Source organism: Paracoccus sp. S1E-3, from assembly GCF_013868135.1.
In the GTDB taxonomy this organism is placed as follows: domain Bacteria; phylum Pseudomonadota; class Alphaproteobacteria; order Rhodobacterales; family Rhodobacteraceae; genus Paracoccus.
The window spans coordinates 453,890-480,215 of sequence record NZ_JACEMU010000004.1 but is presented as its reverse complement, the minus strand read 5'-3'; the positions used below and the strand labels follow the sequence as shown (position 1 = coordinate 480,215).

Sequence of the window (26,326 nt, the reverse complement as noted above, 5' to 3'; positions counted from 1 at the left end):
CAAGATGACCGGCACTCTGACCAACTATCTGTTTCACCAGATGAAAATCGGCGACCGCGCCAGTCTTGTCCGCCACGTCGGTCCCAAGGATATTGAATTGTTCGCCGCTGTTTCCGGCGACGCCAACCCCGCGCATCTGGATGCCGGTTTCGCCGCCCATGGGCCGTTTGGCCATGTCGTGGTGCACGGCATGTGGACTGCGGCGCTGATTTCGGCGGTGCTGGGCACCCGCCTGCCGGGGCCGGGGACGATCTATCTCGACCAGCAGATCCGCTTTAACAAGCCGGTTTCGCCAGGCGATACCATCACCGCCGAAGTTGAAGTGGCCGAGCTGATCGAGGGCAAGAACCGTGTCCGCCTGACGACCACCGCCCGCAATCAGCGGGGCGAGGTGGTGCTTTCGGGCGAGGCGCTGGTGCTGGCCCCGGTCGAGCAGGTGACCTGGGTGCCGGGTGACCTTCCCGAGGCGGTGGTCTTGCCGAAGGGGCGCTGGCAGGGCTTTGTCGAAGAGGCCCGCGCATTGCCCCCGGTGCGGGCGGCGGTGGTGCATCCCTGTTCGAAATCCGCGATCCTTGGCGCGATCGAGGTGCGCGACGAAGGCCTGCTTGACCCGATCCTGATCGGTCCCGGCGCAAAGATTCGCGCGGCGGCCGCCGAGGCCGGGGTCTCGCTTGACGGCTTCCGGATCGAGGAGACAGAGCACAGCCATGCAGCGGCGGCGCGGGCGGTGGAACTGGCGGCCTGTGGCAACGTCCAGGTGCTGGTCAAGGGCAGCCTGCATTCCGATGAACTGCTTGCGGCGGTGGTTTCGAAAAGCGGCGGCCTGCGCACCGAACGCCGGATCAGCCATGTCTATGCGATGGATGTGCCCGCCTATCGCAAGCCGGTGATCGTCACCGATGCCGCGATCAATATCGCACCGACATTGGAGCATAAGCGCGACATCTGCCAGAATGCCGTCGATCTGATGCGGCTTCTGGGGCGCGATCAGCCGAAGGTCGCGGTGCTGGCGGCGGTCGAGACGGTGAACGCGACGATGCCCGCCACGCTGGATGCCGCCGCGCTGACGGTGATGGCGGCTCGAGGCCAGATCACGGGCGCGCTGGTTGACGGGCCGCTGGCCTTCGACAATGCGATCAGCCCCGAGGCGGTGGCGACGAAGGGCATCGTCTCGCAGGTGGCGGGCGAGGCCGATATTCTTCTGGTGCCGGATCTCGAGGCCGGGAACATGCTTGCCAAACAGCTGATCTATTTCGCGGGCGCCACGGCCGCGGGGCTGGTTCTGGGCGCACGGGTGCCAATCGTTCTGACAAGCCGGGCGGATCCTTTATCGGCCCGCATCGCCTCGGCTGCGCTGGCCAAGCTGGTCGCGGTCCGCAAAGCGGAGGGGAAGGCGTGACCCGCGATCTGATCCTGACATTCAACACCGGATCCTCGACTATCAAGCTGGGGTTTTACGCACTGGAGGCCGCCGCGCCGCGCCCGCTGGCGTCGGGCGTGATCGATTTCCGCGATGAGCCTTTCGAAGTGCGCCTGACGCGCGAGGGCAAGACCTTTTCAGGCCCGATCACAGCGGATCCCGGCGATCTGACAGCCGTGCTGAACCAGGCTTTTGCCTGGCTGGCCGGGCATTTCAATCTTTCGCGCCTTGCGGTGATCGGCCATCGGGTTGTGCATGGCGGCGATGTCTTCACAGGACCAGCCCGGATCACCGATCAGGTGATCGCGCAGATCGACGCGCTGGCGCGGCTTGCGCCGCTGCATCAGCCGCAAAGCCTTGCGCTGATCCGGGCGATGCGGGGGCTTTACCCCGATGTGCCACAGACAGCCTCTTTCGACACGGCGTTTCATGCCACCAACCCGCCCCTGATCCGCCGCTTTGCCCTGCCGCGCGCGCTTTATGATCAGGGGATCAAGCGCTATGGCTTTCATGGTCTCTCCTACCGCTATATCGCCGGGCAACTGGGCGATCTGGCCACCGATGCAAAGGTGGTCGCCGCACATCTGGGCAGCGGCGCAAGCCTTTGTGCGATCCGGGGCGGCAAGAGCATCGACAGCTCGATGGGGTTTTCGACGCTGGACGGCATCCCGATGGCGACGCGTTCGGGTGCGCTGGACCCCGGCGTGATCCTGCATCTGATGGGCGAAATGGGGCAAAGCCTGAAACAGGTCGAGACCATGCTCTATCGTGAAAGCGGCCTTCTGGGCGTGTCGGGTTTCGAGGCTGACAGCCGCGAGCTGATGGCCAGCACGCGCCCAGAGGCTGCCGAGGCGATCGACCTCTTTTGCCTGCGCATCGCGGGCGAGGTGGCACGGTTGGCGACCAGCATGGGCGGGATCGATGCGCTGGTCTTCACGGCAGGAATCGGCGAGCATCAGCCCGGTATCCGCGCCCGTGTCGCCGCGCGGCTGGCCTGGCTTGGGGCAGAGCTTGACCCCGATGCCAATGAAGCAGGGTCGCGCAGGATCAGCACCGCCGCCAGCCGGGTGCAGCTTCTTGTCATTCCGACCGATGAGGAAAGCATCATCGCCCAGGAGGCCGTCAGCGAAGAGGCAGCGACATGATTGATCTGAAAGGCAAACGCGGCCTCGTGGTTGGCGTGGCGAATGAGGCCAGCATCGCCGCCGGTTGCGCCAGGGCCTTTCGCGCGGCGGGGGCAGAGCTGGCGCTGACCTTTCTTAATGAAAAGGCCCGGCCATGGGTCGAACCCGTGGCGCAGGAAGTGGGTGCGCCGCTGTTCCTTCCTTGCGATGTGCGTGAACCCGGCCAGTTGGAAGCCGTGTTTGACCGCATTACCGCTGAATGGGGGCGGCTTGATTTTCTGCTTCATGCCATCGCCTTCGCCCCGCGCGAGGATCTGCACACCAGCGTTGTCAACGCTTCGGCCGAAGGTTTTGCGACGGCGATGGATATCTCTTGCCACTCCTTCCTGCGCATGGCGCGGCTGGCGCGGCCTTTGATGCAGGCGGGTGGTTCGCTGATCACGGTCAGCTTTTACGGCGCGGATCGGGTGGTCGAGAATTACAACCTCATGGGTCCGGTAAAGGCCGCGCTGGAGGCTTCGGTCCGCTATGCGGCGGCCGATCTGGCGGGCGAAGGGATTCGTGCCTTTTCGCTTTCAACCGGTCCGGTCAAGACCCGCGCCGCCTCGGGGATCGACCGGTTCGATGCGCTGATGGATAAGATTCGCGCCCGTACGCCTGCGGGAAAACTGGTAAGCATCGAAGAGATCGGTACGCTGGCGGCCTTTCTGGCAACCGAGGCCGCAAGTCCCATGAGCGGATCGGTGGTCTATGCCGATAACGGATTTCACACCACCGCCTGAGGCAGGCGCGGGGCCCCGCCCTTGACCGGAAGGCGGATCCGGGGCAAAGCGGAATCAACATCAGTTGACAGCATTCTGACAGGCGCCGCCGCGTGACCTTCTTTACGGTTCATCCCTTCCATTCCTTCAATCTTGCCGTGGTCTTGCTGATCGCGGGCAAGATCCTGACCCTGAACATTGATCTTCTGCGCCGCTATTCGATCCCCGAGCCGGTGGCGGGCGGCTTTCTCTGTATCGCGGTAACGGGGCTCCTCTGGGCGCTGTTCGATCTGAAGGTCTCATTCGAGGTGGGGATCCGTGATTTCCTGCTGCTGGTGTTCTTTGCCGGTATCGGGCTGAAATCCGATATCCGCACGCTGCTTGCGGGGGGCAGGCCGTTGGTGATCCTGTTGATCCTTGCGACCAGCTTCATCCTTTTGCAGAACTTCGCGGGGATGGGGCTGGCGAGGCTCTTTGGAATGGAGCCGAAGACCGGGCTGATGGTCGGCTCGGTTTCGCTGACCGGCGGCGTTGGCACCACGCTGGCCTGGGCACCGATATTCGCCGAAAAGCTGGGGATCACGAATGCGCTGGAACTGGGGGTCGCGGCCAATACTGTCGGGCTAATCGCGGCCTGTGTGATCGGCGGGCCGATTGCGGCGCTCCTGATCCGGCGGGGCGGGCTGAAGGCGGAAAACAAGCGCGATCTGGACATCGGCGTTCCGAATGAGGGGCGCGCGGTCCGGATGGATTACTTCTGCATCCTCTGGTCGATCCTGGCGCTGAATGTCACCGTGCTGATCGGGCTGGCGCTGCATGAGGCGATCACGGCGGCCGGCGTCACGCTTCCAGCCTTTGTCAGCTGCCTTGTCGCGGGGATCGTGCTGCGCAACCTTTTGCCGCTGGCCCCGAGGCGGTTAGTGCGGCGGATCTGGCCTGGGGTCGATGATGCGCTGGCGCTGATCTCGGATCTGTCACTCGGGCTTTTCCTGATCATGGCGCTGATGGGCCTGCAGGTCTGGGAGCTGAACGGCGTCCTTCTGTTCATTACCGCCGCCCTTGTGATGCAGATCCTGCTGACGGTCGGATTCACGATTTGGGTCGTGTTCCCCGCGATGGGGCGCGATTATGAGGCGGCGGTGATCTCGGCCGGGTTTGGCGGTATCACGCTCGGCTCAACCGCCACCGCCATCGCCAATATGACCGCCGTGGCGCAGCAACATGGCGCGGCGCACCGGGCCTTTGTGATCGTGCCGCTGGTCTGCGGCTTTTTCATCGATATCGTCAACGCGCTGATCATCTCGGCGCTGGTCGGCTAGGGTGTGTTGACGTTCACCGGAGTCGGATGACGGTTGCGGCGAGAGCAATGAAGGCGCTGAAACTTTCATCAGTCTTGCAGCAGCGCATGGCGATGCCTCTGTATTCCTTGAGCCTGCCGAAGAGGTTCTCGATCAGGTGCCGCCACTTGCAGGTTTCGCGGTCGAATTCGGCGGGGAAGCGGCGGTTGGACTTTGGCGGAATGACCGGCTCGATCCCTGCACCGGTTAGCGCCTCGCGCAGCCAATCGGCATCGAACGCCCGGTCGGCAAGAAGTTGGCCACACGTCAGGCCATCGATCAGCGCCCCTGTGCCGCGCAGATCATGGGCCTGTCCCGGCAGCAGCCGAAAGTCGGTCAGGTTGCCGACCGCATCGGCCAAAGCCATGATCTTGGTTGTTATCCCTCCGCGAGAGCGCCCGATGGCCTGGCTTTGCGTCCCCCTTTTGCGCCCTGTCCGTGGCGGTGAACCTTGACGATGCTGCCGTCGATCATGGCGTATCCAAAATCGGCATCTTCAGCCAGGGCTCGGAACATGCGGTAGAACGCATCGGCCTTTACCCATCGCCGGAACCGCTTGAACACTGAGTTCCACTTGCCGAAATCCGCCGGCAAGTCGCGCCATGGACAACCGGTCCGGACTATCCAGAGACCCGTTCTGCGGAGCCGCCTTTGTGTTCCGAGCGAAGCGGGCGGATCGGATCAAGCTCTTGATCTGGGATCAGACCGGGATAGTGCTGGTTCACAAGCGGCTCGAGGGCGGCAAGTTCGTCTGGCCACAGGTGCGCGACGGGGTCATGCGCCAGACGCTGATCAACGATGATCTCGACGCCTTCACCCGGATCCCGGCAATGTACGGCAATTCCATCGCGCAGCTGGAGTCGGACGTGGTCTGGGGCATCATTACCTCGAACCCGGCCATGGCCGACGGCAACGCGCTGTTCCACACCACGCACAAGAACCTCGCGGGCACCGGCGCGGCGCTGGCGGTCGATGCGGTGGGCGCGGCGCGGGCGGCGATGGCCAAGCAGACGGGCCTCGACAAGAAGACGGTGCTGAACGTCCGGCCCGCCTTCCTGATCGTGCCCGCCTCGTTGGAACTGAAGGCCGAGCAGCTGGTCGCGCAGAACCTCGTGCCCGCCGCGACGTCCAGCGTGGTGCCGCAGTCGATCCGCACACTGGCGCCGATCAGCGAGCCCCGGCTCGACGCGGCCAGCGAGACCGCCTGGTATCTCGCGGCCAGCCCGAACCAGATCGACACCATCGAGTACGCCTATCTCGAGGGTCAGCAGGGCGCCTACATCGAGACGCGCAACGGCTTCGACGTCGACGGCGTCGAGATCAAGTGCCGCCTCGACTTCGGCGCCAAGGCGATCGACTGGCGCGGTCTCTACAAGAACCCGGGCGCGTAACGCACCCATCCTGAACCCTGACACACGGGCGGTCCTGACGGGCCGCCCTTCGTCTTTCCACGAGGATCACGTCCATGAAAAACTTCGTCCAGCCCGGCAACACCATCACCCTGACCGCGCCCTATGCCGTCGCCTCCGGCGATGGTCTGCTCGTCGGCTCCATCTTCGGCATCGCCGCCGGAGCGGCCGCCCTCGGCGAGCCCGTCGAGACCTCGCTCGTCGGCGTGTTCGACATCACCAAGGTCGGCTCCCAGGCCTGGACCGTCGGCGCCAAGATCTATTGGGACGACACCAACAAGCGCTGCACCACGGTTGCCACCGACAACACCCTCATCGGCGTGGCCGTCGAGGCGGTGGCGAGCGGCGCGAGCGATACCATCGGCCGGGTACGGCTGAACGCGGCCTTCTGATGAGCGCCTTCGCTGCCGCCGTCGGTGCGCTCTTCGCCGATCCGAACATCGGCCGGGACGCGGTCTACATCGCCGACGGCGGCACGCCCGTCCTGGTGCGCGTCGTCGCCCGGCGTGCCGATGCGGTCACCGACTTCGGCGATGCGCGGCTCTGGTCCGAGACCACGCGGATCGACCCGCTTGCGCTTCAGCTTGAATGAGCGCCGGTTGTAGACGTTGTTGCCGATGTATTTCTCATTGGTCAGGATCTGATGGACGGTCGCGCGGGTCCAGGCCCGCCCGAGATCGGTGAGGATGCCCCGTTCATTCAGTTCTGCCGCAATTTCGCTTTCCGACAGGCCCTTCTTCAGAAACTGGCTGTAGATCCAGCGCACCGTCCGGACCTCATCGTCTGGTCCGGGAACCAGCACAACGCGATCCGTCTGAAGGCTCTTGTGCTCACCGCGCTTCAGTTCGGTTTTCACTTCGCCCCGCTCATTGAGAAGGGCGCGACGCAACCCGAAGCCCGCCGGGCCGCCCTGACGATAGCCGAGCTCAATCAGACGGCATTGGCCCGCGAAGACCTTCACTGAAAGCTCACGGCTGTATTCGCCCGCCATTGCCCGCTTGACGCTTTTGACGATGGTGGAGGTCGGAGAACCATCGTTCTCGAATTGCTCGGCGCAATAGGCGACCTGCATTCCCGCCTTTCGGCAGCGATATTCGTAATAGGCAGATTCGTCGGTGTCCTGAAAACGTCCCCAGCGGGTGACGTCATAGACCAGAATCACGCTGAACTCGGCCACGCCGGATTCGACATCGGCGATCATCTGCTGCAATGCCATCCTGCCGCCGATGATCAGGCCGCTCTTCGCATCATCCGAATAGGTTCTGACAATCCTGATGCCGCGGCGTTCGGCGTATTCGCGGATGGTCTGCGCCTGGTTCTGGGTTGAATACTGTTGATGCTCGGTCGACATCCGGACGTACTCCGCAGCCAGCAGCTGCTCGGACGGCTCGGTTTCTACTTCGGATAATAGTGCTTTTCCCCGAGCCACGCCCGCCTCCCAAGAAATCATGTGGGCTGCTTCGAGCTGATGGCCCTCTACCGCAGGTTGGGCGCAAATACGAACTGCCGCTTTTCATGTCCTTCCCAGAGTATTATCGGAGGAGGACGCAGAGATGCGGACCAAGACGGGCACATTTGTGCCGAAAACGGGCACAAATGTGCACCTTGAAGCAGATGTCGCCGACTACCGGACCGCCATTGCCGCGGCGCTTCGGGACGAACTCGGCCTGACGCATCGGGCAGTCAAGACGGCGATGCGGTGGACGGGCGCCAGCGAGCGGACCGTGAAATACTGGATCGCGGGCGAGCGTGGACCCAGCGGAGAGCATCTGATCGCACTGGCCAAGAACTCGGATATCGTGTTCCACATGGTCCTGATGCTGGCCGATCGGCACGACGACGCGGATGCCGAGTAAGGTCAAGCCGCCACAGCGGCGGCGGGGGCCAAATTGATTCACCGCCGCCAGACTTGATGTGTAGTGTTTTTTGGTTATATTGAATACACGCCAAGCATGAGGAGCCGTCAATGTCCCGCACCACGACCATGACCGTCCGTCTGAGCGGTGCGCTCAGCGATTTCGTCGCGGCCAATGTCGGCGAGAACGGCTCCTACGAGAACATCAGCGAATACGTGCGCGACCTGATCCGGCGAGACAAGGAGCGGGCCGAGCAGGAGGTTTTCGACCGGCTGAAGGCCGAACTGACCCGCGCCTTCGCCGCGCCTGAGACCAGCTACAGGCCGCTGACGGCCGCCGAAGTCATCGCTCGCAACCGGGCCTGACCAGATGGCGATCCGGGTTCAGGAGGCGGCATCACTCCGCCTCGATGAAATCTACCGCTATACGCGCGACCGATGGGGCGAGGTTCAGGCGGACCGCTACATAACCGGCATGTTCGAAGCGTTCGAACGGATCGAGGCCCATGGCGTCGCCGCAAAGCCTATCCCGGCAGAGTTCGGCGTCGAAGGGTTCTTCTTTCGGTACGAGCATCACTTCGTCTATTGGCGCCGACTGTCCGACGGCGATATCGGTATCGTCGCGATCCTGCATGAGCGCATGCATCAGATCGACAGGTTCAAGGAAGATTTTCGCGACTGAATTGGCAACCGCTTACGCCCGTGATGCTTGCATGCGCCGTCGGCGGTTTCCGCTGGTGGAGAAGGTTGGACTTCAGGCCCGCGCCCTCCGCCACTTGCCCCAGCGAAAGCGTTCTCCCGATCCGTCTGCGGCCGGATTTTTGCGTTGTTTCGCGGGTTATGCGGGAGGGGCTGAGCACTGCCCTTGCAGCCAGGTGGCCTTGAAGCGGTCTCTCAGGGTCGAAATTCTCTGGACCTGATGACTGCGCCGATTTGGTGAATAGCCTTCAAGCACCTGGAATATAAGGGTTTTTCTGAGGCCAGTGCCGGACACTTCGACGCCGGTGGCATTCGCAAGATGGAACATAAATCGAACTAGTACCATCAGAACAGTTCGGTACTTCCGTCGTCGCGGATGCGCACAACCGTCATCAACACGCCGACCGTCACCTTCGCCAATGCAGTTGCACAGGTCGGCATGCCCCAGGCGAACCTGCCATAGCGGTCGGAGACCACCTCCGCAGTCTCGATCATGCTCATGTAAAGCGCCGGCAGATGTTCGACCAGCCAGGGATCCTGCATGCGGTAGGAATTGTAACGCTCGGTGCGGACCAGGCTGACCGATTCGCTGCCGCCGCCGACGGCGATCTGCATCCCGTCCGCGACGATCTGCTTCGCGGCCGTCGCAATCGCCATCAACCCGCTTGCGCACATGCGGTCGATGGTCGTGCCCGGCACCGTCACCGGCAATCCGGCCCGCAGCGCGCCCTGCCGGCCGATGTTGGCGCCCGAGGTGCCCTGCTGCTGGGCCGATCCCCAGACCACGTCCTCGATCTCGGCCCCTTCGATCCCCGCGCGTTCGACGGCATTGGCGATCACATGGCCCACCATCGCCTGCGCCTGGGTGTCGTTGAAGGCGCCGCGGAAAGCCTTGCCGATCGGCGTTCGGGCGGTGGATACGATGACGGCTTCTCTCACGATTTTTCTCCCTCAACATGTTCTTCGGCCCGATGGATATAACGCAGCGTTGCGACCCCGTGGGCGATCAGGGTGCCGTCGTCGTGATGGACCTCGGCCTCGGCCGAGAAGATCTTGCGGCCCGAGGACAGGACGCGCCCCACGACGGTCAGCCGGCCCTCGCGCGCGACACCGGTATAATTGACCGTCAGTGACAGGGTGACCACGCTGCGCGCGGCCGTGCCGTCCGGCCCGACGACGCCGGCGGAGGCGCAGGCCGAATCGATCATGGTCGCCATGATGCCGCCATGGGCGCCGCCGCCCGGATTCAAATGCTCCTCCCCGACATCCAGTTCGGCGCGAAACAGCCCCGGCTCACGGGTCAGAACCCGCAAGCCGATCATCTGCCAGAAGCGAGGCTCGGGGCGCGCCGCGGTTCGATTCATGACCCCTCCGCCTTTGCCGGCGCGTCGACATAGCCCTTGCGATAGCGCATTGCGCCTTGCCCCGTGGCGACCAGGACGCCCTCGTCGCAGCGAAGCTCCACTTCGGTGAAGAAATTGCTCTGCCCGCCTCCGACCTTGCGGCCGGTCGCGATCAGCACAGTGCCCTTCGGCTGGCCGACGAAATTCACCGCCAGCGACAGCGTCATCGCCATGCGCCGAGGCTGGCCGGGCGGCATATAGCTGCCGGAAAAACCGGATGCCGTGTCGATCAGCAGGCAATAAATGCCGCCATGGGGAATGCCGTGCCGGTTGGCGTGAATCTCGTCGAGCTTCAGGCGAACCTCGGCGAAATCCTGTTCCCATCGCGTGATCGAATAGCCCAGCACCTTCTGGAGGGGATAGGGTTCGATATCGAGGGTCGTTACCTTGCCATCTTCTTCGCTCACGCTTCCCCCTTTCCGGGAATTGATTCCCGCGCGCCTGTTGCGTGGTCTGGCCGGGATGTTCATCCCTTCGCCCGATCCCGCATGCGGCGCATCCTCCTTCTGGAGATCAATATACCAATTATGCGAATAATCAACCCGCATATCGAATATTCAATTGACCTGCCTCCGATCGACTCATAGGGTGTCCAATGAGGCGTTCCCGCTCAGATCGGGGAACCGTGCACGGCTTGGAGGAGGACGTGATGGCAGAGCCCGTTTCGACGGAACGTATTGGAAATGTCGCGATCGTCGAGATCGACAACCCTCCGGTCAACGCATTGGGCAGCCTGATTCGCCAGCATCTGGAAGACCATGTCCGGGCGGCGCTGGAAGATGACGGGGTGGATGCGGTGGTGCTCGCCGCGCGCGGTAAGCATTTCTCGGGCGGGGCGGATATCCGCGAATTCGGCCAGCCCTCGACCGGCCCGGACCTGCCCGGTCTCATCGCTCGTCTGGAAGCTGCCGACAAGCCCATCGTTGCGGCCCTGAAGGGTACGGTTTTCGGCGGCGGCTTTGAACTCGCGCTCGGCTGCCATTACCGCATCGCCGACAGCAGCGCGCGCTTCGCCCTGCCCGAGGTCCGGCTGGGCCTGCTGCCCGGTGCCGGCGGCACGCAGCGCCTGACACGGCTGATCGGGCCGGAGGCTGCAGTCAAGCTGATCGTCACGGGCGAGCCGATCGACGCGCGCGAAGCGCTGTCGTTGGGGATCGTCGATCGTCTGGACGATGGCGATCCGCGCGAGGCCGCGATTGCCTTCGCGGGGGAGATCGCGAAGACCCGCCCGCTGCCCCGCGTCTCGGAAATGACCGACCGGATCGCGGCCGTTGACCCTGTCGCCTTCGATGCCGTCGCCGAACGGTTTCTGGCGGCGAACCGGGGACTGACGGCGCCGCGGGCCTGCGTCGCCTCGGTCCGCAACGCCTTTACACGGCCCTTCGCCGAGGGGCTGGCGGAAGAACGCCGGATGTTCGCCGAGCTGCGCGGCAGCGACGAAAGCCGGGCGCAGCGTCATCTTTTCTTCGCCGAGCGTGCGGCGCTGAAGGTGCCGGGCCTTGATGCGACGGTGAAGCCCCGTCCGGTGCAGAAGATCGCGGTGATCGGCGCGGGCACGATGGGGGGCGGCATCGCCATGTCGCTGGCCTCGGGCGGCTATGACGTCACCATCGTGGATCAGAGCGACGATGCGTTGACCGCGCGGCTTCAGGCCATTGCCGGGCTTTACCGGAAATCCGCCGCGCGCGGGGCATCGGCCGCCGAAGGCGAGACGGCGCTGGCGCGGATTTCCAGCACGACCGATTTCGCCGCTGCCGTCGGAGGCGCCGATCTGGTGATCGAGGCGGTGTTCGAGAGGATGGACCTGAAGAAGCAGATCTTCGGCGAACTCGGCACGCTGACCAAACCCGGCACGGTGCTGGCCACCAATACATCCAGCCTCGACGTGAACGAAATCGCCGAGGCGTCGGGCCGGCCCGGCGATGTGCTGGGGATGCATTTCTTCTCGCCCGCCAATGTCATGAAGCTGCTCGAGGTGGTGCGCGGCGACAAGACCGACCCCGACGCGCTTGCCACCGCGATCGAGGTCGGGCGCCGCAGCGGCAAGATTCCGGTCACGGTCGGCGTCTGCTTCGGCTTCGTCGGCAACCGTATGATGGCCGCGCGCACGCGCCAGCTTGACGCGATGCTGCTGGAAGGCGCCTCGCCGGCCGAGATCGACGCCGAGGCGCGGCGCTTCGGCAATGCGATGGGCCCCTGCGCGGTCAGCGATCTGGCGGGATTGGACGTGGGCTATCTGGTCCGCAAGGAAAGCGGCCGGCGCGCCTATGTCATCGACGCCATCGCCGAATCCGGGCGGCACGGGCAGAAGACCGGTAAGGGCCTCTACCGCTATGACCCCGGCGACCGCCGACCCATCCCCGACCCCGAGGTCGACACCTTCATTGACGCGCTTGCCCTGCAGGCGGGCGTCACCCGCCGGCCGATCCCGGATGACGAGATCGGCGAGCGGCTGGTCTATCCGATGATCAACGAAGCCGCCCGCATTCTCGAGGAGGGTATCGCCGCAAGGCCCTCCGACATCGACCTGATCTGGATCAGCGGCTACGGCTTTCCGCGCACCAAGGGCGGGCCAATGTTCCATGCCGACACGATCGGCCTGCCGACCATCGTCGCCCGACTTGACGAACTGGCCGAACGGACGGGATCGGAGGAGCTGCATCCCGCGCCGCTGCTACGCCGCCTGGCCGAGCAGGGCGGCAGCTTCGGCGACATGAACGGCAGCTAGGCGATGGAGAACCCAAAGCCATGGGCGGGGCACATGCCGCCCGGTGTGAGGACCGATTTCGCGCCGCGTCCGATGACCGTCCCGCAATTGCTTGCGGAGGTCGCAGCGCGCCAGCCCGACGCGCACTTCGTCGAGTATTACGATGAATGGGTCACTTACGGCCAATTCGTCGCGCAGGTTCGACAGATCGCAGGGGCCCTATGGCGGGCCGGTATCGGGCATGGCGATGTGGTCGCGCTATACCTGCCGAACACGCTGTGGCATCTGCGCTATTTCTTCGGCATCCTTGCCACGCGGGCGGCCGCCACACATCTGAGCCCGCTCGACGCGCCAGCCGAGCTTCTGCACAAGATGCGGGATTCCGGCGCGCGCATGCTGGTCACCATCTCGGCCGAACCCTTCCGCACCCGCGCCATCCAGTTGGCCGAGGCGACCGGCGTCAAGGTGGTGATGTGCGACGACCCCATCGCGCTTGAAGGGGCCGACCACCGGGTGCCGGCCGGATTGACCGATCATGTTGATTTCGTTGCCGGCGCGGATGAGGCGCCCCTGATACCCGAGGGGGCTGGGCCGGGCGATCTCGCGCTGTTGCAATATACGGGCGGAACGACGGGTGTGACCAAGGCGGCGATGCTGACGCAGGGCAATCTCTCGGCTTCGGCGCAGAGCTTTGTCGCCTTCTACGGCCACGAGGACCAGTCGGGACCGGGTCGAAAGGTCCTCACCTATTCGCCCCTCAGCCACATTCTCGGTCTTTCGACCCATATGCTGCGGCGGATGTGGGAGGGCGCAACATTGCACCTGCGTCAGCGGTTCAACGCCGAGGAGGCGGTCGACCTGATCCGCAGGCACAAGATCAACAGTTTGGGCGGGGTGCCGACCATGTGGCTCGCGATGACACAGGTTCCCGGCATCAAGCGCGCCGATCTCGAATCGCTGATGTTCGCAGGGACCGGCGGCGCGCCGCTGGCACCGGAACTTTACCAGCGCGTTTACGAACTGACCGGTCTCAGACTGCGCGGCGGGTATGGCCTGACCGAAACCTCGCCCGCCGGCACCCAGATCCCGCCGGATGTGCCCGAGGAATGCCGCGACACGATAGGTGTTCCGCTGCCCGGCGTCGACGTGCGCATCGTCGCCGTTGACGACCCCCGCCGTGTTCTCGGCGTGGACGAAGTCGGCGAAATCGCCATCCGCGGCCCCAATGTGACCGCCGGCTACTGGAACAAGCCCGAGGAAACCGAGAAGGCCTTTTGCGACGGCTGGCTGTTGACAGGCGATATCGGCCGCATGGATCGGCTGGGCTTTTTCTACATCGTCGACCGCAAGAAGGACATGGTCGTGTCCTCGGGCTTCAATGTCTATCCGGTGGCGGTCGAGAATGCGATCACACGTCATCCTGACGTGATCGAGGCGGTGGCGATCGGCGTGCCCGATGATTATCGGGGCGAGTCGGTCAAGGCTTTCGTCGTTCAGCGTCCGGGCAGCACGCCCCTTCGACTGGAGGATCTCAACACTTTCCTGCGCGACTATCTGGGTCCGCAGGAATTGCCCCGCGCGCTGGAGATCAGGGCGGATATTCCGCGCACCCCCGTGGGCAAGGCCTCGCGCAAGGCGTTGCGCGACGAAGAAGCGGCGCGGCGCGCCAAAGCCGAAGGAAGATGAGCGCATGGACCTGAACTTCACCCCCGAGGAAGAGACCTTCCGACAGGAGATCCGGCAGTTCATCGCCGACAACCTGCCCGAGGAAACCCGCCGCCATATGAGCCAGCTGCGCCCTCCGACCCGCGACATGGTCCATCAGTGGGTTCAGGCGTTGGCGTCGCGGGGTTGGTCCTGTCCACGCTGGCCCGTGGAATACGGCGGGCCCGGCTGGGACGCCGTGCGCCAATACATCTTTTTCGAAGAGATTCAGGCCGCGCCCTCGCCCGACATCGTCAGCTTCGGCACCAACATGGTCGGGCCGGTGATCTTCACTTTTGGCACGGAGGCGCAGAAGGCCCATTACCTGCCGAAGATCGCCACGCTCGAACATTGGTGGTGTCAGGGCTTTTCCGAACCGGGCGCGGGGTCCGACTTGGCGGCGGTGCGCACCAAGGCGGTCCGGGATGGCGACGGCTGGGTGATCGACGGGCAAAAGACATGGACGACCTATGCCCACCGCGCCAACATGATCTTCGTGCTGGCCCGCACTGATCCCCACGCGAAAAAACAGGAAGGCATCTCGTTCTTTCTTGTCGACATGTCGCTGCCCGGCGTCAGCGTCCGCCCGATCCAGACCATCGACGGCGATCGCGAGATCAACGAGGTGTTTCTGGACAACGTGCGCGTGCCCGCCTCATGCCTTGTGGGCGAGGAAAACAAGGGTTGGGACTACGCGAAATTCCTGCTTGGCAACGAGCGGACCGGCATCGCGCGTGTCGGCATGACGCGGGGTCGGCTGCAGATGATCGAGCAGCTTGCCGCCGAGCGGATCGTGGACGGGCGTCCGCTGATCGAACATGCGCGTTTTCGCGACCGGCTGACCGAGCTTCAGGTCGAATTGAAGGCGCTGGAGATGACCGTCATGAGGGTGCTGTCAGCCGAGCAGGCCAAAGGCAAGCCCAATCCGGCAACCTCGGTTCTGAAGCTGGTCGGCGCGGACATGCAGCAGCGCATGACGGAACTCTACCTTCAGGTCGCGGGCGAAGATGCGGTGGCGTGGCCCGATCAGGACGGGACCGGCCCGAACGGGATCATGGGTCCCGACTGGGCCGATGCCGCCCCCGCCGCCTATTTCAACATGCGCAAGGTCTCGATCTACGGTGGATCGACCGAGGTGCAGAAGAACATCATCGCCAAGGCGATTCTGGGGCTGTGAGATGAATTTCGAGTTGAGCGACGAACAGCGGATGCTGAAGGACAGCCTCTCGCGCTTCCTGAGTGACCGTTATGACTTCAAGGCCCGCGAACGGGTGATCCGCGAAGGCGGTCTGGACGGTGCGGTCTGGCGGGGACTGGGCGAGCTTGGTGTCTTCGCGCTGCCCTTTCCCGAGGAGGACGGCGGCCTCGGCGGCGGCCCGGTCGAAATGATGATCGTGGCCGAAGAGATGGGGCGGGCGCTGGTGGTCGAACCGTGGCTGGCCGCGATCGCCGAGATCGCGCCATTGCTCGTTTCGGCCGACCCGGCGATCCGCGCAGATCTGGCCGCCCGGATGGCGGATGGAAGCCTGCGGATCGCCTTCGCCCATCGCGAGCCGCAGGCAGAGGCCGAGCGCCCGGCGACGACCTTTGCCGATGGCAAGCTGTCCGGCACCAAGGCACGGGTGATCCATGGCGCAATGGCCGACGCGTTCATCGTCTCGGCCTCGGTCGACGGGGGCACCGGGCTGTTCCTTGTCGAAACCGCCGATCCCGGCGTCACTATCCGCAGCCAGCCAACCCAGGACGGACGGCGGATGGCCGAGATCCATTTCGACGGCGCAGCGGCCCGGCGGCTGGATCAGGGCGATGCCGAAACTCTGATCGCCAATGCCGCAGCGGCGGCACTGGCCGCGACTTGTGCCGAGGCGGTGGGCGCGATGGATGCCGCGCTTTGGCTGACGACCGATTATCTCAAGACCCGAGAACAGTTCGGCAGGCCCATCGGCACTTTTCAGGGGCTGCAACATCAGGCAGCCGACATGTTCGTGGCGTTGGAACAGGCCCGCTCGATGGCAATGTATGCCGCCGTGATGAGCGAGCGCACCGGCGCCGAACGCGATGCCGCGTTGTCGGCGGCCAAGGTCCAGATCAACAGGTCGGCCAAGAGGATCGGCCAAACGGCCGTGCAGTTGCATGGTGGTGTGGGTGTGACGATGGAATATGCGATCGGGCATTATTTCAAGCGGCTGACGATGATCGAGCTGACGCATGGCGATCTCGATCACCACATGGATCGGCTGGCCCGGCTGGGCGGGGTTCCAGCGTGAACCGTCAGCGAGGGCCAAGCCGCATCACCGATACCCGCGCGCAAATCCTGCCCCGGCGCGGAAGAGTGCGGTGCAGCGCCAAGCCGTCGACCCCCTGAGCGCTGCCAGAACGGTGGAAACCGACGCAGGGCAGGGACGACACGACCGATAACGCGACTATTCCGGGCGAACGGGCGCTGCTCTTGGCTCTCGCCACGCTTTGGCGGACCTCATACAGCGTCATCAAGATCGGTATGGCCTACATCCCGCCCGCCTTACTGATCGTCGCGCGGAGGCTGCGCGCGGGGGCACGGATGCCGGGTTGGCGGCTTCCCTCAATTCCGCCACGCCATTTTCGCCTTTCTCATGACCGTCCTTATCTCTCGACCCGAAACGGTGGCAGTTCAGAAGCTTGTGGGTGTCCCGCCGAAGGCCGGGTCGCTGATCTGCGGGGCGTTCATCCTGCTGCCGATCAGCCCGGAAACTCGCGGCCGACCGCAGCCTCGCCAAAGATGCTGATCGCCCGTCGAGCCGTTTCGGCGGCGCTGACTTCGTGATCTTTTCGGATTGGGGCGCATGCTCGGCTCGGTCGGCATCACCGCGCGGATCTGTCCGCTGGTCCGTTCGCTGTCACCTTCGGCGTTTTCTTTCTTGGCAAGACCGCCCGAAGCGCGGGCGGTCCCGTCATTCGCCCGATGCGGCTTCGTGAATCCCGGCCGCCCAGGTCGATCCCTTGCCGCCAAAGCCGCGGCGCGCGCGTTTCGTCAGCCAGTGCGCGGCCTGCGGCGGCGACAGCGCATAGTTCGGATCTGCACCCAGCTTTTGCGCCGCATCCAGCCCCCAGTTGGGGTTGTACAGGAACTCGCGCCCGATCGCGACCAGATCGGCTTGCCGCCTTTGCAGAATCTCCTCGGCCTGATCGGCATGAATGATCAGGCCCACCGCCATGGTCATGATATCCGCCTCGCGCCGGATCTGTTCGGCATAGGGCACCTGATAGCCGAAGCTGTTCAGTCGGAAGAAGTTTGGCACTGCCGATGTCAGTCCACCAGTCGAGCAGTCGATTACGTCGACCCCCAGCGGCTTCAGCCGGCGGCAAAGGCGGATGTTCTCCTCGGGGCCCCAGCCGGCCTCGTCCTCGATCGACAGCCGCACGAACAGCGGCTTGCCGGCGGGCCAGTTGGCGCGGACTGACTCCACCACCTCGAGGAAGAAACGCATCCGGTTTTCCTCGGAGCCGCCATATGGGTCGGTGCGGGTATTGGCTACGGGCGACAGGAACTGATGCAACAGATAGCCATGCGCGCCGTGCAGTTCGATCGCGTCGAAGCCGGCCTTGTCGGCGCGCGCGGCCGCTGCGCCCCAAGCGTCGATGGCGGCCGGAATCTCGGAAAGTTCCAGCGCGCGGGGCATGGCGGACGTCTCGCTGAAGGGCAGCGCCGAGGAGGACACGACATCCCAGCGTTCCCATTCGTCGGGCGGACAGCAATCCGCGGTCAGCGCCGCCTGGCCCTCCCAAGGGCGCGAGACACGGCCCTTGCGCCCCGAATGGCCAAGCTGGATCGCAGGCGACGCGCCGTTCGCGCGGATGAAATCGGCGATGCGGCGCAGGGGCTCGACATGCTCGTCCTTCCATATCCCGAGATCGCCGATGGTCCCGCGGCCGCGTTCCTCGACCTTGGTCGATTCCAGCATGACCATCCCCGCCCCGCCAAGCGCCCAACGCCCGGCATTGACCATGTGCCAATCCGTCGGAAATCCGCCGATGGCTGAATACTGGTGCATCGGCGCGGTGACGATGCGGTTCCTCAGCAGCACGTCGCGGATGTGCATAGGCGTGAAGAGCAGTATTTCCGTCATGATTTCGTCCTTACTCTTTCGGTCGCGCGCGGCCGTATTTCAGAAGCCGTAAAGCGCGCGCGGATTCTGGACCAGAATCCTGTGCAGCACGTCTTCATCCGTCACCACGCGGCGCAGAAGTGCGATGAGGTTGTTTTCCTGCGGCAGCGTCTCGGGTGTATGGCCGACATGCGGCCAGTCCGTGCCCCAGACCAGCCTGTCGGGATTGGCCTCGACCAGGGTACGCATGAAGGGGTCAACGTCGGTATAGGGTGCGCCAGTCTGGGTGTTGCGGTCGGCGCCCGAGATCTTTGCCCAGTAGCGGCCGGTTTTCAGCCGTTCGACCAGATCGCGCGTGCCCGGGTTATCGACGCCCCACGCGACCGGGGTGCGGCCCATGTGGTCGACCACGTAATCGAGCGGCAGCTTTTCCAGGCGTGGCGCAATTTCGGCCAGGTCACCGACCTCGATCCACAATTGCGCGTGCCAGCCGCGTTCGCCCAGCCGCGGCGCCAGCGCCTCGAGATCTTCAAGCGTCATGCCGCCCGCCGCGACCTTCTTGCCGTTCATGCGGAAAAGGTTGATCCGCACCCCGCGGAATCCCGCGTCGTTCAGTTCGTTCAACCGCTTGTCGGTGACATCTTGATCAAGGATCGCGACCCCGCGCAGCCGGTCGGGATAGCGGCGCAGCGCATCATAGGTCGCGGCATTGTCCGGACCCGCGCCGAGCGCGTGGACGATGACGCCCCTGGCGATGCCATGACGATCCCAAAGATCAAGCAGCGCCTCGACCGGGTGTTCCTCGGGCGCGGAATACATGCCGGCGTTGTAAGGCGGAAAGCGATCGAAGGGACCGTAGATGTGGACGTGGCAGTCGCAGCTTCCCTCGGGCAGTTTCAGGGTCGTATCAGCGGATTCGCCCGCGATAGTCTTTGCCTCTCCGGCCGAGTTGTCCCGTCCCGCGGCGTGTTCTTCTTGGTTCAATTCCAATCTCCCATCTTCAGATCGTCGACTATGGTTCATCTGCCGAGAAAATTTCCGGGGCGCCGTTCAGCCGAGGATTTCACCCCCTCGCGGAAATCCTCGGTCTCGCGCAGCCAGGACTGTTCTTGCAGCTCATGCTCAGTCGCCCGCGCAACCCGCCCGGCCAGACCGGCGCGCAGCGTGGCGCGGGTCGAGATCAGGGCCAGCGGCGCGCATTCGGCGATCTCGGCGGCCAGAGCCAGTGCGGCCGAACGGATCTCGGCCTGCGAAACCAGTTGGTTGACCAGACCGATGGCCAACGCCTCCTCGCCGGTGATCCGGCGGCTGGTCAGGAACATCAGCGCCGCACGGTTGTCTCCGATCAGGTCGGGCAACGTAACGGTCAGGCCGAAGCCCGGATGAAAGCCGAGCCGCGTGAAATTCGCTGAAAACCGCGCCTCCGGGCAGGCAATGCGGAAATCTGCCGCGAGCGCGAGACCCAGCCCCCCGCCGATCGCCGCGCCCTGAATGGCGGCGACGATGGGCTTGCGACTGCTGAACAGCCGTTCAGCCTCGTGATAAAGGGCAGCAGTCCGGGTTTTGCGCGCCTCGGGCGTCGCCTCCTGTCCCGCGGCGAAATCGGCGCCGGCGCAGAAAGCTTTGCCTTCGGCGGCAAGCACCACGGCGCGGCATTCGGGATCGGCATCCGCCGCGTCCAACCCATCGGCGATGGCGCGGATCAGATTCAGGTCGAAATAATTGTAGGGCGGGCGCCGGATCTCCAGCACTCTGACATGGCCATGCGCCGCGATGTGCAGGTCGTCAGGCATCAGCGCAGCCCCAAACCGCGGGCGATGATGCCGCGCAGGATTTCCGTCGTGCCGCCTTGGATGGTCAGCTTGGGGGCGATACGCATCTGCTGGTTCAGTCGCTCCTCGAAACCGCCATCGCCTTCGTCATCATGCAGCGCGGCGAGCGTTCGGACCCGGTGCGGCAGCGCCTGTTCCCAGACGGTGCCAAGATCCTTGACGATCGCAGCCTCGACCACCGGTTCGACACCGTTTTCCAGCATGCCCGCGACGGAAACCGACATACGGCGCAGGGTATGAAGCTGGGCAACGAGTCGACCGATGCCTTCGGCCATCCGGGTGTCAGGTTCGGGGCCGGCCAGCGCGACAAGGTCACGCAGCGCGTCATAGGTTTCCAGAAACCGCTCGGGCCCCGAGCGTTCATAGGCCAGTTCGCTGGTTGCCTGTTTCCAGGCGCCGTCGATCTCGCCCAACAGGTTGTCGCCGGGGACGAACACATCGTTGAAGACGACCTCGTTGAATTCTCGCGTGCCGCTCATCATGCCGATGGGCTTGATGTCGATTCCGGGGGTCTTGAGGTCGATCACGAAGGAGGTCAGGCCATGGCGGCGGTTCTGGGTGGTCGCGGGCGACGTGCGGAACAGCCCGATCATGAAATCGTTGAGATGGGCGTTGCTGGTCCAGATCTTCGCACCGTTCAGCCGCCAGCCATCGCCGTCCCGGCGCGCCCTGGCCTGCGCCGCGAACAGGTCCGAGCCGGAATTCGCCTCGCTCATCCCGATGCAGAAGCTGGCCTCGCCCTTGACGATACGGGGCAGGATCGCCTGTTTCAGCGCCTCGGAGCCGTAGCGGATGATGGTCGGGCCGCTCTGCCGGTCCGCGGCGAAGAAGGGACGCACCGGGGCATTGGCGATACGCATTTCCTCGGTCACGACATAGCGTTCGAGAAAGCTCAGCTCCTGCCCGCCATATTGTTTCGGCCAGGTCATCCCGATCCAGCCGCGCGCGCCGACACGGCGCGAAAATTCCAGCGCCTCCTCGGGTGAGGTTTCCTTGCCGGGGCCGAATGTGCCGCGGGCCATCTCCTCCGCCAGGAAGGCGCGCACCTCCTGCCGCAGATCCTGACAAGCCTCGGGCAGGCGGATTGGGTCGAAACGAAGTGCGTTTGTCATGGCAGTTCCTATCGGGAGGCGAGCAGCGGCCACAACGCATCTGTGCCCGAGGCACAGACCGCGCGGCCAAGGGCCAGCGCCCAGTGGCTTTCACCGCCGAAATCCTCGCGCCATGCAAGCGCGCGCAGGGTGTAGCGGTGCAGGACATGTTCGTCGCTGATGCCTATGGCACCGTGGACCTGGTGGGCGATCAGTGTGCCGGTCTCGGCCGCTTCGCCGCAGCGGATCTTGGCGGCCGCGACCTCCAGCAGCAGCGCCTCGGCCGGCTGGCCGGTCGCCAAGGCGTCGGCGGCGGAACATGCGGCGCTGACCGCGGCGGCGGTCTCGCCACCCAGACGCGCCAGCATGTGCTGGACGGCCTGAAACTTGCCGATAGGGCGGCCGAAGGCCACGCGCTCGGTCGCATAGCGCACCGAGAGGTCAAGCACGGTTTCCAGCGCGCCCGAGATCAGTGCGGCCCGCGCCGCGACCCCCATCTGCATCAGGTCCTGCGGATCGAAATCGTCGGGCAGCGGCGCCTGCGCGATGGGCTGCACGCCATCGAAGGTCAGGGTAGGGGTGGGGTCAAGCGCGAGGCTGCGTCCCACCCTCTCCGTACAATCCTTGGGATCGACCAAAGCCACGATCCGCTGGCCCGCGCGCGAGGCGAGGACCGCGATCCGGTCAACGGCCATCCCGAAGGGCACCCGACGCGCCCGGCCTTCAAGGCTGCCATCCTCGCGAAAGCGGATGCGGTCGCGCGGGTCGGCCGGTGCCACGGACATCGCGCCGCCCGGCGCCTCCATGCCCGCCTGTGCCAGAAGCCATACTGCCAGCATCGTTTCGGCCAGCGGCACGGCAAGCGCAGAACGACCAGCCTCGCGCAACACCGCAAAGCCTGCCGCATAAACCTCGGCCCGGGTTTCGCCGAAGCCGCCCTGTTCCTCGGTCAGAAAGGCCGCTGGCAGGGCCGCCCCTTCGATCGCCGACCACAACGCCACGCGCCAGTCTTCGTTGCCGGACAGGATGATCTCCTGCGCGTCGGCGTGGTCGCGAAAGATTCTGGATGCGGTCTGGGCGACCAGTTCCGAATTGTCCAACAGATCTGCTCCTCAGTTCATCCGACCGGGTCGGCTGCAGGTTTGGCAGGAGGCTCCGGCGCGGGTTCGGGATCGGGTCCGACCACGCCGTCTGCCGCGAGGCGCGCCGCCTCTGCATCGGAAAAACCCAGTTCCGCCAGGATTTCACGGTTATGCTGTCCCAGTCGGGGCGAGGGGACTGGCGGCACCGGATCGGCGCCGTGCAGCCGGATCGGGCTGTCGGGCACGCAGATGCGGCCGTATTCCGGGTGGTCGATCCAGCGCAGCATGCCGCGTTCGTGCATGTGCGGGTCGTTCGTCACCTCGATCAGGTCGCGGACCGGGGCCGAGGGCACCTTGAAGCGGGCGAAAGTCGCCAACACCTCGGACTTGGTGCGGACCTGGGTCCATTCGCCGACCAGCGCATCGACCTCGTCCATGTGGCGAACGCGATTGACCTTGCGCGAGAAACGCTCATCCCCGTCCAGATCAAGCCGTCCGATTGCTTCGAGCAGCTTCATCCAGTGCCCGTCATTCAATCCGATCAGGGCGATATGGCCGTCGGATGTGGCATAGACATTATAGGGCGCAGCCGAGAGTCCGCCATGCCGGTTGCCGGTACGGGGGGGGACGACACCCTGATCGTACATGAAGGACAGGTTCGAGGCGAGCGTGGGATAGACCGCCTCCTGCATCGCGACCTCGACCAGCCGGCCACGGCCGGTATGCTCGCGCTCGTAAAGGGCGGTCATCACGCCCGCAAAAAGATGAATGCCGGACATGAAATCTGCGACCGCGGGGCCGGACTTGACCGGCGGGCCATCGGGAAAGCCGGTCACGCTCATCATGCCCGAGGCGGCCTGCACGGTAATATCCATGGCAAGGTTGTCGCGATCAGGCCCCGAGATGCCGTAGCCCGTGCCCGTGGCATAGACCAGCCGCGGGTTGATCTGAGACAAGACCTCCCAGCCGATGCCTAGCCGGTCCATCACGCCCGGCGCATAGTTTTCCAGAAGCACATCGGCATCAGCCACGAGACGTTTCAGGATATCCACGCCTTCGGGTTTTTTCAGATTTAGTGTCAGGTTACGCTTGTTCGCGTTCAGCAACGCGAAGGGCACGCCTGCGCCGCGGCTGATATGAATGCGCTGGCGCACCGGTTCGCCGGCGATGGGCTCGATCTTGATGACATTCGCCCCGGCCTTGGCCATCAGGAAGGTCGCGTAAGGCCCCTGATAGACCTGTCCCAGGTCGATGACCGTCACGCCGTCCAGCGGCCGATTGCGCCGCCCCTGGGTCTGCGCCGGCGCCGGCATCAGTAACCCCCCAGCATCATGTCGGGCAGGAAGGTGACCATTTCTGGGAAGATGATCATCAGCGCAACGACGATGATATCTGCGATCAGGAACCAGCCGATGCCGCGGAAGATCGTCTCCAGCCGCACGGTATCGCCGATCGCCGCCTTCAGCACGAAGACGTTCAGCCCCACCGGCGGGGTGATGCAACCGATCTCGATATATTTGACCAGCAGCACGCCGAACCAGACCGAGTCATAGCCAAGCGCCAGCACGATCGGCAGCGCGATCGGCAGGGTCAGAAGGAGAATCCCGAGCGGGTCGAGGAACATGCCAAGGATCAGATAGACCACCGTCAGACCGATCAGCACCACCGCCGGATGCGCGCCGAGGCCCGACACCCAGCTTGCCATCGCCGGTGCGATACCGGTCAGCGCGATGAACGAGACGAAGACCTTGGCCCCGATCGCGATAGCAAAGATCATGCTGGTGGTCTTGACCGTCTCAAGCAGCGCATCGGCGAATTGCGCCCGCGACAACCGGCCGCGCAAGAGGCCGAGAAGGATCGTGCCGGTTGCGCCGACGACGGCGGCCTCGGTCGCGGTGGCGATGCCGGTATAAAGAACGCCGATCATCAGTGTGAAGATCAACAGAAGCTGCGTTGCGCCCAACGAACTGCGCATTTTCTGGCGTAGGGGCATCCGGATATTGGCCGACGGCGCCAGCTCGGGCCTGAAACGCACGCGCAGCCAGATGACGATCATGTAGCTGAGCGCGGTCAGAAGCCCCGGCACGATGCCAGCGACCAGCAGCCTGCCGATCGATTCCTCGGCAAAGACACCGTAAAGAACCAGCAGGATGCTGGGCGGAATCAACGCCCCCAGCGTTCCGCCGACCGCGACCGTGCCGGTTGCCAGCGACTTGTCGTATCTGTACTTCAGCATTTCGGGTACGGCGATCCTGCCCATCGCCGAAGCCGACGCCATGGACGAGCCGGAGATCGCCGCGAAAACCGCGCAGGCGATGATGGTCGCCTGCGCGAGGCCGCCGCGCCAGTTGCCAATCCAGGCCCGCGCCGCGGCATAGGCTTCGCTGGTAGCACCCGAATGGAAGGCGACCGCCCCCATCAGGATAAAGATCGGAATAGCCACCAGCGAGAAACTCGCGATGAAGGAATAGGGCGTTCGCGCCAGCAGCGACATCACCGAGTTGAACGCCAGCGCAGCATCCCCCGACATCGAGAAGTTGAGCGAGAACAGCCCGATCAGCCCCGACAAAAGCAGGCTTGCAGCGATCGGAATGCGAAGCGCCAGAAAGAGAAGTAGTATCCCGAAGCCGGTCCAGCCGAAGGCAAGCGGACTCATCGCGAATCTTCCTTTGTGAGATAGTGGGAACGAGCGGGCTTAGCCCCCGAACTTGTCCTTGGGATAGCCGTTCGCCTCGACCTCGGCCGTGAGTTGCTCCTCAAGTTCGCGATAGCGTTTGGCCATTGCCTCGGTATCGCCCAGCTTCGCATTGGCCTTGGCCCATGCAGCAAGGGGGTCTGGAAAGATGCTCTTCCATTCCGCGATGTCTTCCTCGCTGAATTCGTGGAAGTTCACCTTCGGCGTGCCGTCGCCTTCAGCCAGCTTGCGATGAATTTCTTGGGCGCTGAGGTTGTAGTCCTGGATATATTTCAGATGCATGTCATCCATGGTTTCCTGAATGACTGTCTTGATGTCGTCGGGCAGCTTTTCCCAGAAGGCCTTGTTGATGATCTCGCCCTGTACCGACTGCCCGAGGGGAACATAGGTAAAGTTGTTGGCGACCTCGTTGTAACGATAGGGAATGATCGAGTTCTCGTAATTGGTAGAGGTGTCGATCACGCCATGCTGGAAGGCCTCATATACCTCGGCGAAGGGCACGCTGACCGGGATCGCCGATACCGCTTTCAGCGCTTCGGCCTGCGCCCCGACCGAGCGGATCTTGCTTCCCTTCAATTCGGACAGTTTCGTGATGGGCTTGGTCGACAGAAGACCGGCGCCACCGGTCGACAAACCGCCCAGCACGATCACACCCACGCGGTCAGTCTCGGCGTTGAATTCGGGGAATTCCTTCCGCAGCGTGCGCTGGATCATCATCGAGACATAAGGGTCCGACGATGTGAAGGCCTGGTTGCCGACGTTCCACAAGGGCAGGGGGCCCTTGAAATCGAGCGCGTAGATCTTGCCCATCTCGACCAGCCCGTTGGCGACGGCGTTCAGCGTGTCGGGGCTTTTGACCAGAGCGCCGCCCCAGAAGAACTGGACCTTGACCCGACCATTGGTGCGCTTCTCCAGCTCCTCGCCGAACCAGGCGACGGGCGCCGAAGTCGGGCTACCGGGGGGCTGGGACGTGGTATAACGGATCAGAATGGGTGCATCCTGCGCCATCGCAGCTGGCGCGGTGGACGCGAGCCCGAGAAAGCCGCAGATCGCGACAGTCAGAGACTTCAGTATCGACATGAGTTTCCTCCCTCTCAGTCTTTGTTTTGGACTTTGGCTTTC

At 64.3% G+C, this 26,326-nt stretch carries 26 protein-coding genes and 1 pseudogene; 14 read left to right on the top strand and 13 right to left on the bottom strand.

Annotated features, from left to right (window positions below; all coding sequences use genetic code 11):
- Positions 1 to 4 precede the first annotated feature (4 nt).
- The 4 genes from H1S04_RS02395 to gltS all read left to right on the top strand — a co-directional run bounded on the left by H1S04_RS02395 (position 5) and on the right by gltS (position 4,624).
- Positions 5 to 1,399 (top strand): bifunctional enoyl-CoA hydratase/phosphate acetyltransferase, encoded by a 1,395-nt coding sequence (locus H1S04_RS02395; RefSeq protein ID WP_088233858.1) that lies wholly within the window; start codon positions 5 to 7, stop codon positions 1,397 to 1,399.
- Positions 1,396 to 2,565, top strand: a complete 1,170-nt coding sequence (locus tag H1S04_RS02390) for an acetate/propionate family kinase (RefSeq protein WP_035745643.1) — start codon at positions 1,396 to 1,398, stop codon at positions 2,563 to 2,565. The genes H1S04_RS02395 and H1S04_RS02390 overlap by 4 nt, the downstream gene beginning before the upstream one ends.
- A complete protein-coding gene (fabI, locus tag H1S04_RS02385) occupies positions 2,562 to 3,326 on the top strand; it encodes an enoyl-ACP reductase FabI (protein WP_035745640.1) in 765 nt (254 codons plus the stop codon). The genes H1S04_RS02390 and fabI overlap by 4 nt, the downstream gene beginning before the upstream one ends.
- A gap of 92 nt (positions 3,327 to 3,418) precedes the next feature.
- Entirely contained in the window at positions 3,419 to 4,624 is a 1,206-nt protein-coding gene (gltS, locus tag H1S04_RS02380; RefSeq protein ID WP_036707945.1) for a sodium/glutamate symporter, read from the top strand.
- 13 nt (positions 4,625 to 4,637) lie between these two features.
- Here gltS and H1S04_RS02375 read toward each other — a convergent pair whose 3' ends face one another.
- A complete protein-coding gene (locus tag H1S04_RS02375; protein ID WP_131023395.1) occupies positions 4,638 to 5,123 on the bottom strand; it encodes an IS5 family transposase in 486 nt (161 codons plus the stop codon).
- On the opposite strand from H1S04_RS02375, the gene H1S04_RS18580 reads away from it, so the two are divergent.
- The 3 genes from H1S04_RS18580 (at position 5,081) to H1S04_RS02360 (ending at position 6,443) form a co-directional block, all read left to right on the top strand.
- The gene (locus H1S04_RS18580; protein WP_255435433.1) at positions 5,081 to 5,209 is read left to right on the top strand and encodes a hypothetical protein; all 129 of its coding nucleotides are present in this window, start codon (positions 5,081 to 5,083) and stop codon (positions 5,207 to 5,209) included. The genes H1S04_RS02375 and H1S04_RS18580 overlap by 43 nt on opposite strands.
- 35 nt (positions 5,210 to 5,244) lie before the next feature.
- Positions 5,245 to 6,033, top strand: a complete 789-nt coding sequence (gene tnpB / locus H1S04_RS02365; RefSeq protein ID WP_081962565.1) for an IS66 family insertion sequence element accessory protein TnpB — start codon at positions 5,245 to 5,247, stop codon at positions 6,031 to 6,033.
- Between the two features lie 74 nt (positions 6,034 to 6,107).
- A complete protein-coding gene (locus H1S04_RS02360; protein WP_036707950.1) occupies positions 6,108 to 6,443 on the top strand; it encodes a DUF2190 family protein in 336 nt (111 codons plus the stop codon).
- 164 nt (positions 6,444 to 6,607) lie between these two features.
- Here H1S04_RS02360 and H1S04_RS02355 read toward each other — a convergent pair.
- A pseudogene (locus H1S04_RS02355) lies at positions 6,608 to 7,501 on the bottom strand (recombinase family protein); the annotation flags it as partial.
- Positions 7,502 to 7,604: 103 nt separating this feature from the next.
- On the opposite strand from H1S04_RS02355, the gene H1S04_RS02350 reads away from it, so the two are divergent.
- The 3 genes from H1S04_RS02350 (at position 7,605) to H1S04_RS02340 (ending at position 8,588) form a co-directional block, all read left to right on the top strand.
- A complete protein-coding gene (locus H1S04_RS02350) occupies positions 7,605 to 7,907 on the top strand; it encodes a helix-turn-helix transcriptional regulator (protein ID WP_181743957.1) in 303 nt (100 codons plus the stop codon).
- A 110-nt stretch (positions 7,908 to 8,017) separates the two neighbouring features.
- Positions 8,018 to 8,272 carry an addiction module antitoxin gene (locus H1S04_RS02345; RefSeq protein ID WP_181743956.1) on the top strand — a complete coding sequence of 85 codons (255 nt, stop codon included), beginning with the start codon at positions 8,018 to 8,020 and terminating at the stop codon, positions 8,270 to 8,272.
- Between the two features lie 4 nt (positions 8,273 to 8,276).
- Complete coding sequence (locus H1S04_RS02340) at positions 8,277 to 8,588, top strand: type II toxin-antitoxin system RelE/ParE family toxin (protein ID WP_181743955.1); 312 nt, start codon at positions 8,277 to 8,279, stop codon at positions 8,586 to 8,588.
- 362 nt (positions 8,589 to 8,950) lie between these two features.
- Here the strand turns inward: H1S04_RS02340 and H1S04_RS02335 are convergent, their stop codons facing one another.
- From H1S04_RS02335 to H1S04_RS02325, 3 genes are read right to left on the bottom strand one after another with little or no spacing between them, the layout of a single operon-like run.
- Positions 8,951 to 9,544, bottom strand: coding sequence for a hypothetical protein (locus tag H1S04_RS02335; protein WP_181743954.1), 594 nt, complete (start codon positions 9,542 to 9,544; stop codon positions 8,951 to 8,953).
- On the bottom strand, positions 9,541 to 9,969 hold the full coding sequence (locus tag H1S04_RS02330) for a PaaI family thioesterase (RefSeq protein ID WP_181743953.1): 429 nt from the start codon (positions 9,967 to 9,969) through the stop codon (positions 9,541 to 9,543). Before H1S04_RS02330 ends, H1S04_RS02335 begins: the two co-directional genes overlap by 4 nt.
- On the bottom strand, positions 9,966 to 10,478 hold the full coding sequence (locus H1S04_RS02325; RefSeq protein WP_181743952.1) for a PaaI family thioesterase: 513 nt from the start codon (positions 10,476 to 10,478) through the stop codon (positions 9,966 to 9,968). The genes H1S04_RS02330 and H1S04_RS02325 overlap by 4 nt, the downstream gene beginning before the upstream one ends.
- A 179-nt stretch (positions 10,479 to 10,657) precedes the next feature.
- Between H1S04_RS02325 and H1S04_RS02320 the strand changes: the two genes are divergently transcribed.
- Genes H1S04_RS02320 through H1S04_RS02305 form a run of 4 tightly spaced genes read left to right on the top strand, consistent with a single transcriptional unit; the run spans position 10,658 to position 16,686 of the window.
- Positions 10,658 to 12,736, top strand: coding sequence for a 3-hydroxyacyl-CoA dehydrogenase NAD-binding domain-containing protein (locus tag H1S04_RS02320; protein WP_181743951.1), 2,079 nt, complete (start codon positions 10,658 to 10,660; stop codon positions 12,734 to 12,736).
- A gap of 45 nt (positions 12,737 to 12,781) precedes the next feature.
- Entirely contained in the window at positions 12,782 to 14,401 is a 1,620-nt protein-coding gene (locus H1S04_RS02315; protein ID WP_181743950.1) for an AMP-binding protein, read from the top strand.
- Between the two features lie 4 nt (positions 14,402 to 14,405).
- Positions 14,406 to 15,596, top strand: a complete 1,191-nt coding sequence (locus H1S04_RS02310) for an acyl-CoA dehydrogenase family protein (RefSeq protein WP_181743949.1) — start codon at positions 14,406 to 14,408, stop codon at positions 15,594 to 15,596.
- Between the two features lies 1 nt (position 15,597).
- Complete coding sequence (locus H1S04_RS02305) at positions 15,598 to 16,686, top strand: acyl-CoA dehydrogenase family protein (protein WP_181743948.1); 1,089 nt, start codon at positions 15,598 to 15,600, stop codon at positions 16,684 to 16,686.
- Positions 16,687 to 17,349: 663 nt separating this feature from the next.
- Here H1S04_RS02305 and H1S04_RS02300 read toward each other — a convergent pair.
- From H1S04_RS02300 to H1S04_RS02265, 8 genes are read right to left on the bottom strand one after another with little or no spacing between them, the layout of a single operon-like run.
- A complete protein-coding gene (locus tag H1S04_RS02300; protein ID WP_181743947.1) occupies positions 17,350 to 18,525 on the bottom strand; it encodes an NADH:flavin oxidoreductase/NADH oxidase in 1,176 nt (391 codons plus the stop codon).
- A gap of 39 nt (positions 18,526 to 18,564) precedes the next feature.
- A complete protein-coding gene (locus H1S04_RS02295; protein WP_220185073.1) occupies positions 18,565 to 19,494 on the bottom strand; it encodes an amidohydrolase in 930 nt (309 codons plus the stop codon).
- A 29-nt stretch (positions 19,495 to 19,523) separates the two neighbouring features.
- Positions 19,524 to 20,297: an enoyl-CoA hydratase/isomerase family protein gene (locus tag H1S04_RS02290; RefSeq protein WP_181743945.1), complete on the bottom strand. Its 774-nt coding sequence runs from the start codon at positions 20,295 to 20,297 to the stop codon at positions 19,524 to 19,526.
- The gene (locus H1S04_RS02285; RefSeq protein WP_181743944.1) at positions 20,297 to 21,448 is read right to left on the bottom strand and encodes an acyl-CoA dehydrogenase family protein; all 1,152 of its coding nucleotides are present in this window, start codon (positions 21,446 to 21,448) and stop codon (positions 20,297 to 20,299) included. Before H1S04_RS02285 ends, H1S04_RS02290 begins: the two co-directional genes overlap by 1 nt.
- Before the next feature lie 8 nt (positions 21,449 to 21,456).
- Complete coding sequence (locus tag H1S04_RS02280) at positions 21,457 to 22,527, bottom strand: acyl-CoA dehydrogenase family protein (RefSeq protein WP_220185072.1); 1,071 nt, start codon at positions 22,525 to 22,527, stop codon at positions 21,457 to 21,459.
- Positions 22,528 to 22,544: 17 nt separating this feature from the next.
- Positions 22,545 to 23,822, bottom strand: coding sequence for a CaiB/BaiF CoA-transferase family protein (locus H1S04_RS02275; RefSeq protein WP_181743943.1), 1,278 nt, complete (start codon positions 23,820 to 23,822; stop codon positions 22,545 to 22,547).
- Complete coding sequence (locus H1S04_RS02270; RefSeq protein ID WP_181743942.1) at positions 23,822 to 25,165, bottom strand: TRAP transporter large permease; 1,344 nt, start codon at positions 25,163 to 25,165, stop codon at positions 23,822 to 23,824. The genes H1S04_RS02275 and H1S04_RS02270 overlap by 1 nt, the downstream gene beginning before the upstream one ends.
- 39 nt (positions 25,166 to 25,204) lie before the next feature.
- The gene (locus tag H1S04_RS02265; protein ID WP_181743941.1) at positions 25,205 to 26,284 is read right to left on the bottom strand and encodes a C4-dicarboxylate TRAP transporter substrate-binding protein; all 1,080 of its coding nucleotides are present in this window, start codon (positions 26,282 to 26,284) and stop codon (positions 25,205 to 25,207) included.
- Between the last annotated feature and the right edge of the window lie 42 nt (positions 26,285 to 26,326).

Excerpts from the sequence above, each read along its gene's own strand:
- H1S04_RS02395 (WP_088233858.1), top strand. The coding sequence starts at position 5 with ATGACCGGCACTCTGACCAACTATCTGTTTCACCAGATGAAAATCGGC.
- fabI (WP_035745640.1), top strand. The coding sequence starts at position 2,562 with ATGATTGATCTGAAAGGCAAACGCGGCCTCGTGGTTGGCGTGGCGAAT.
- tnpB (WP_081962565.1), top strand. The coding sequence starts at position 5,245 with ATGGACAACCGGTCCGGACTATCCAGAGACCCGTTCTGCGGAGCCGCC.
- H1S04_RS02360 (WP_036707950.1), top strand. The coding sequence starts at position 6,108 with ATGAAAAACTTCGTCCAGCCCGGCAACACCATCACCCTGACCGCGCCC.
- H1S04_RS02350 (WP_181743957.1), top strand. The coding sequence starts at position 7,605 with ATGCGGACCAAGACGGGCACATTTGTGCCGAAAACGGGCACAAATGTG.
- H1S04_RS02345 (WP_181743956.1), top strand. The coding sequence starts at position 8,018 with ATGTCCCGCACCACGACCATGACCGTCCGTCTGAGCGGTGCGCTCAGC.
- H1S04_RS02340 (WP_181743955.1), top strand. The coding sequence starts at position 8,277 with ATGGCGATCCGGGTTCAGGAGGCGGCATCACTCCGCCTCGATGAAATC.
- H1S04_RS02330 (WP_181743953.1), bottom strand. The coding sequence starts at position 9,969 with ATGAATCGAACCGCGGCGCGCCCCGAGCCTCGCTTCTGGCAGATGATC.
- H1S04_RS02325 (WP_181743952.1), bottom strand. The coding sequence starts at position 10,478 with ATGAACATCCCGGCCAGACCACGCAACAGGCGCGCGGGAATCAATTCC.
- H1S04_RS02320 (WP_181743951.1), top strand. The coding sequence starts at position 10,658 with ATGGCAGAGCCCGTTTCGACGGAACGTATTGGAAATGTCGCGATCGTC.
- H1S04_RS02310 (WP_181743949.1), top strand. The coding sequence starts at position 14,406 with ATGGACCTGAACTTCACCCCCGAGGAAGAGACCTTCCGACAGGAGATC.
- H1S04_RS02305 (WP_181743948.1), top strand. The coding sequence starts at position 15,598 with ATGAATTTCGAGTTGAGCGACGAACAGCGGATGCTGAAGGACAGCCTC.
- H1S04_RS02300 (WP_181743947.1), bottom strand. The coding sequence starts at position 18,525 with ATGACGGAAATACTGCTCTTCACGCCTATGCACATCCGCGACGTGCTG.
- H1S04_RS02290 (WP_181743945.1), bottom strand. The coding sequence starts at position 20,297 with ATGCCTGACGACCTGCACATCGCGGCGCATGGCCATGTCAGAGTGCTG.
- H1S04_RS02285 (WP_181743944.1), bottom strand. The coding sequence starts at position 21,448 with ATGACAAACGCACTTCGTTTCGACCCAATCCGCCTGCCCGAGGCTTGT.
- H1S04_RS02275 (WP_181743943.1), bottom strand. The coding sequence starts at position 23,822 with ATGCCGGCGCCGGCGCAGACCCAGGGGCGGCGCAATCGGCCGCTGGAC.
- H1S04_RS02270 (WP_181743942.1), bottom strand. The coding sequence starts at position 25,165 with ATGAGTCCGCTTGCCTTCGGCTGGACCGGCTTCGGGATACTACTTCTC.
- H1S04_RS02265 (WP_181743941.1), bottom strand. The coding sequence starts at position 26,284 with ATGTCGATACTGAAGTCTCTGACTGTCGCGATCTGCGGCTTTCTCGGG.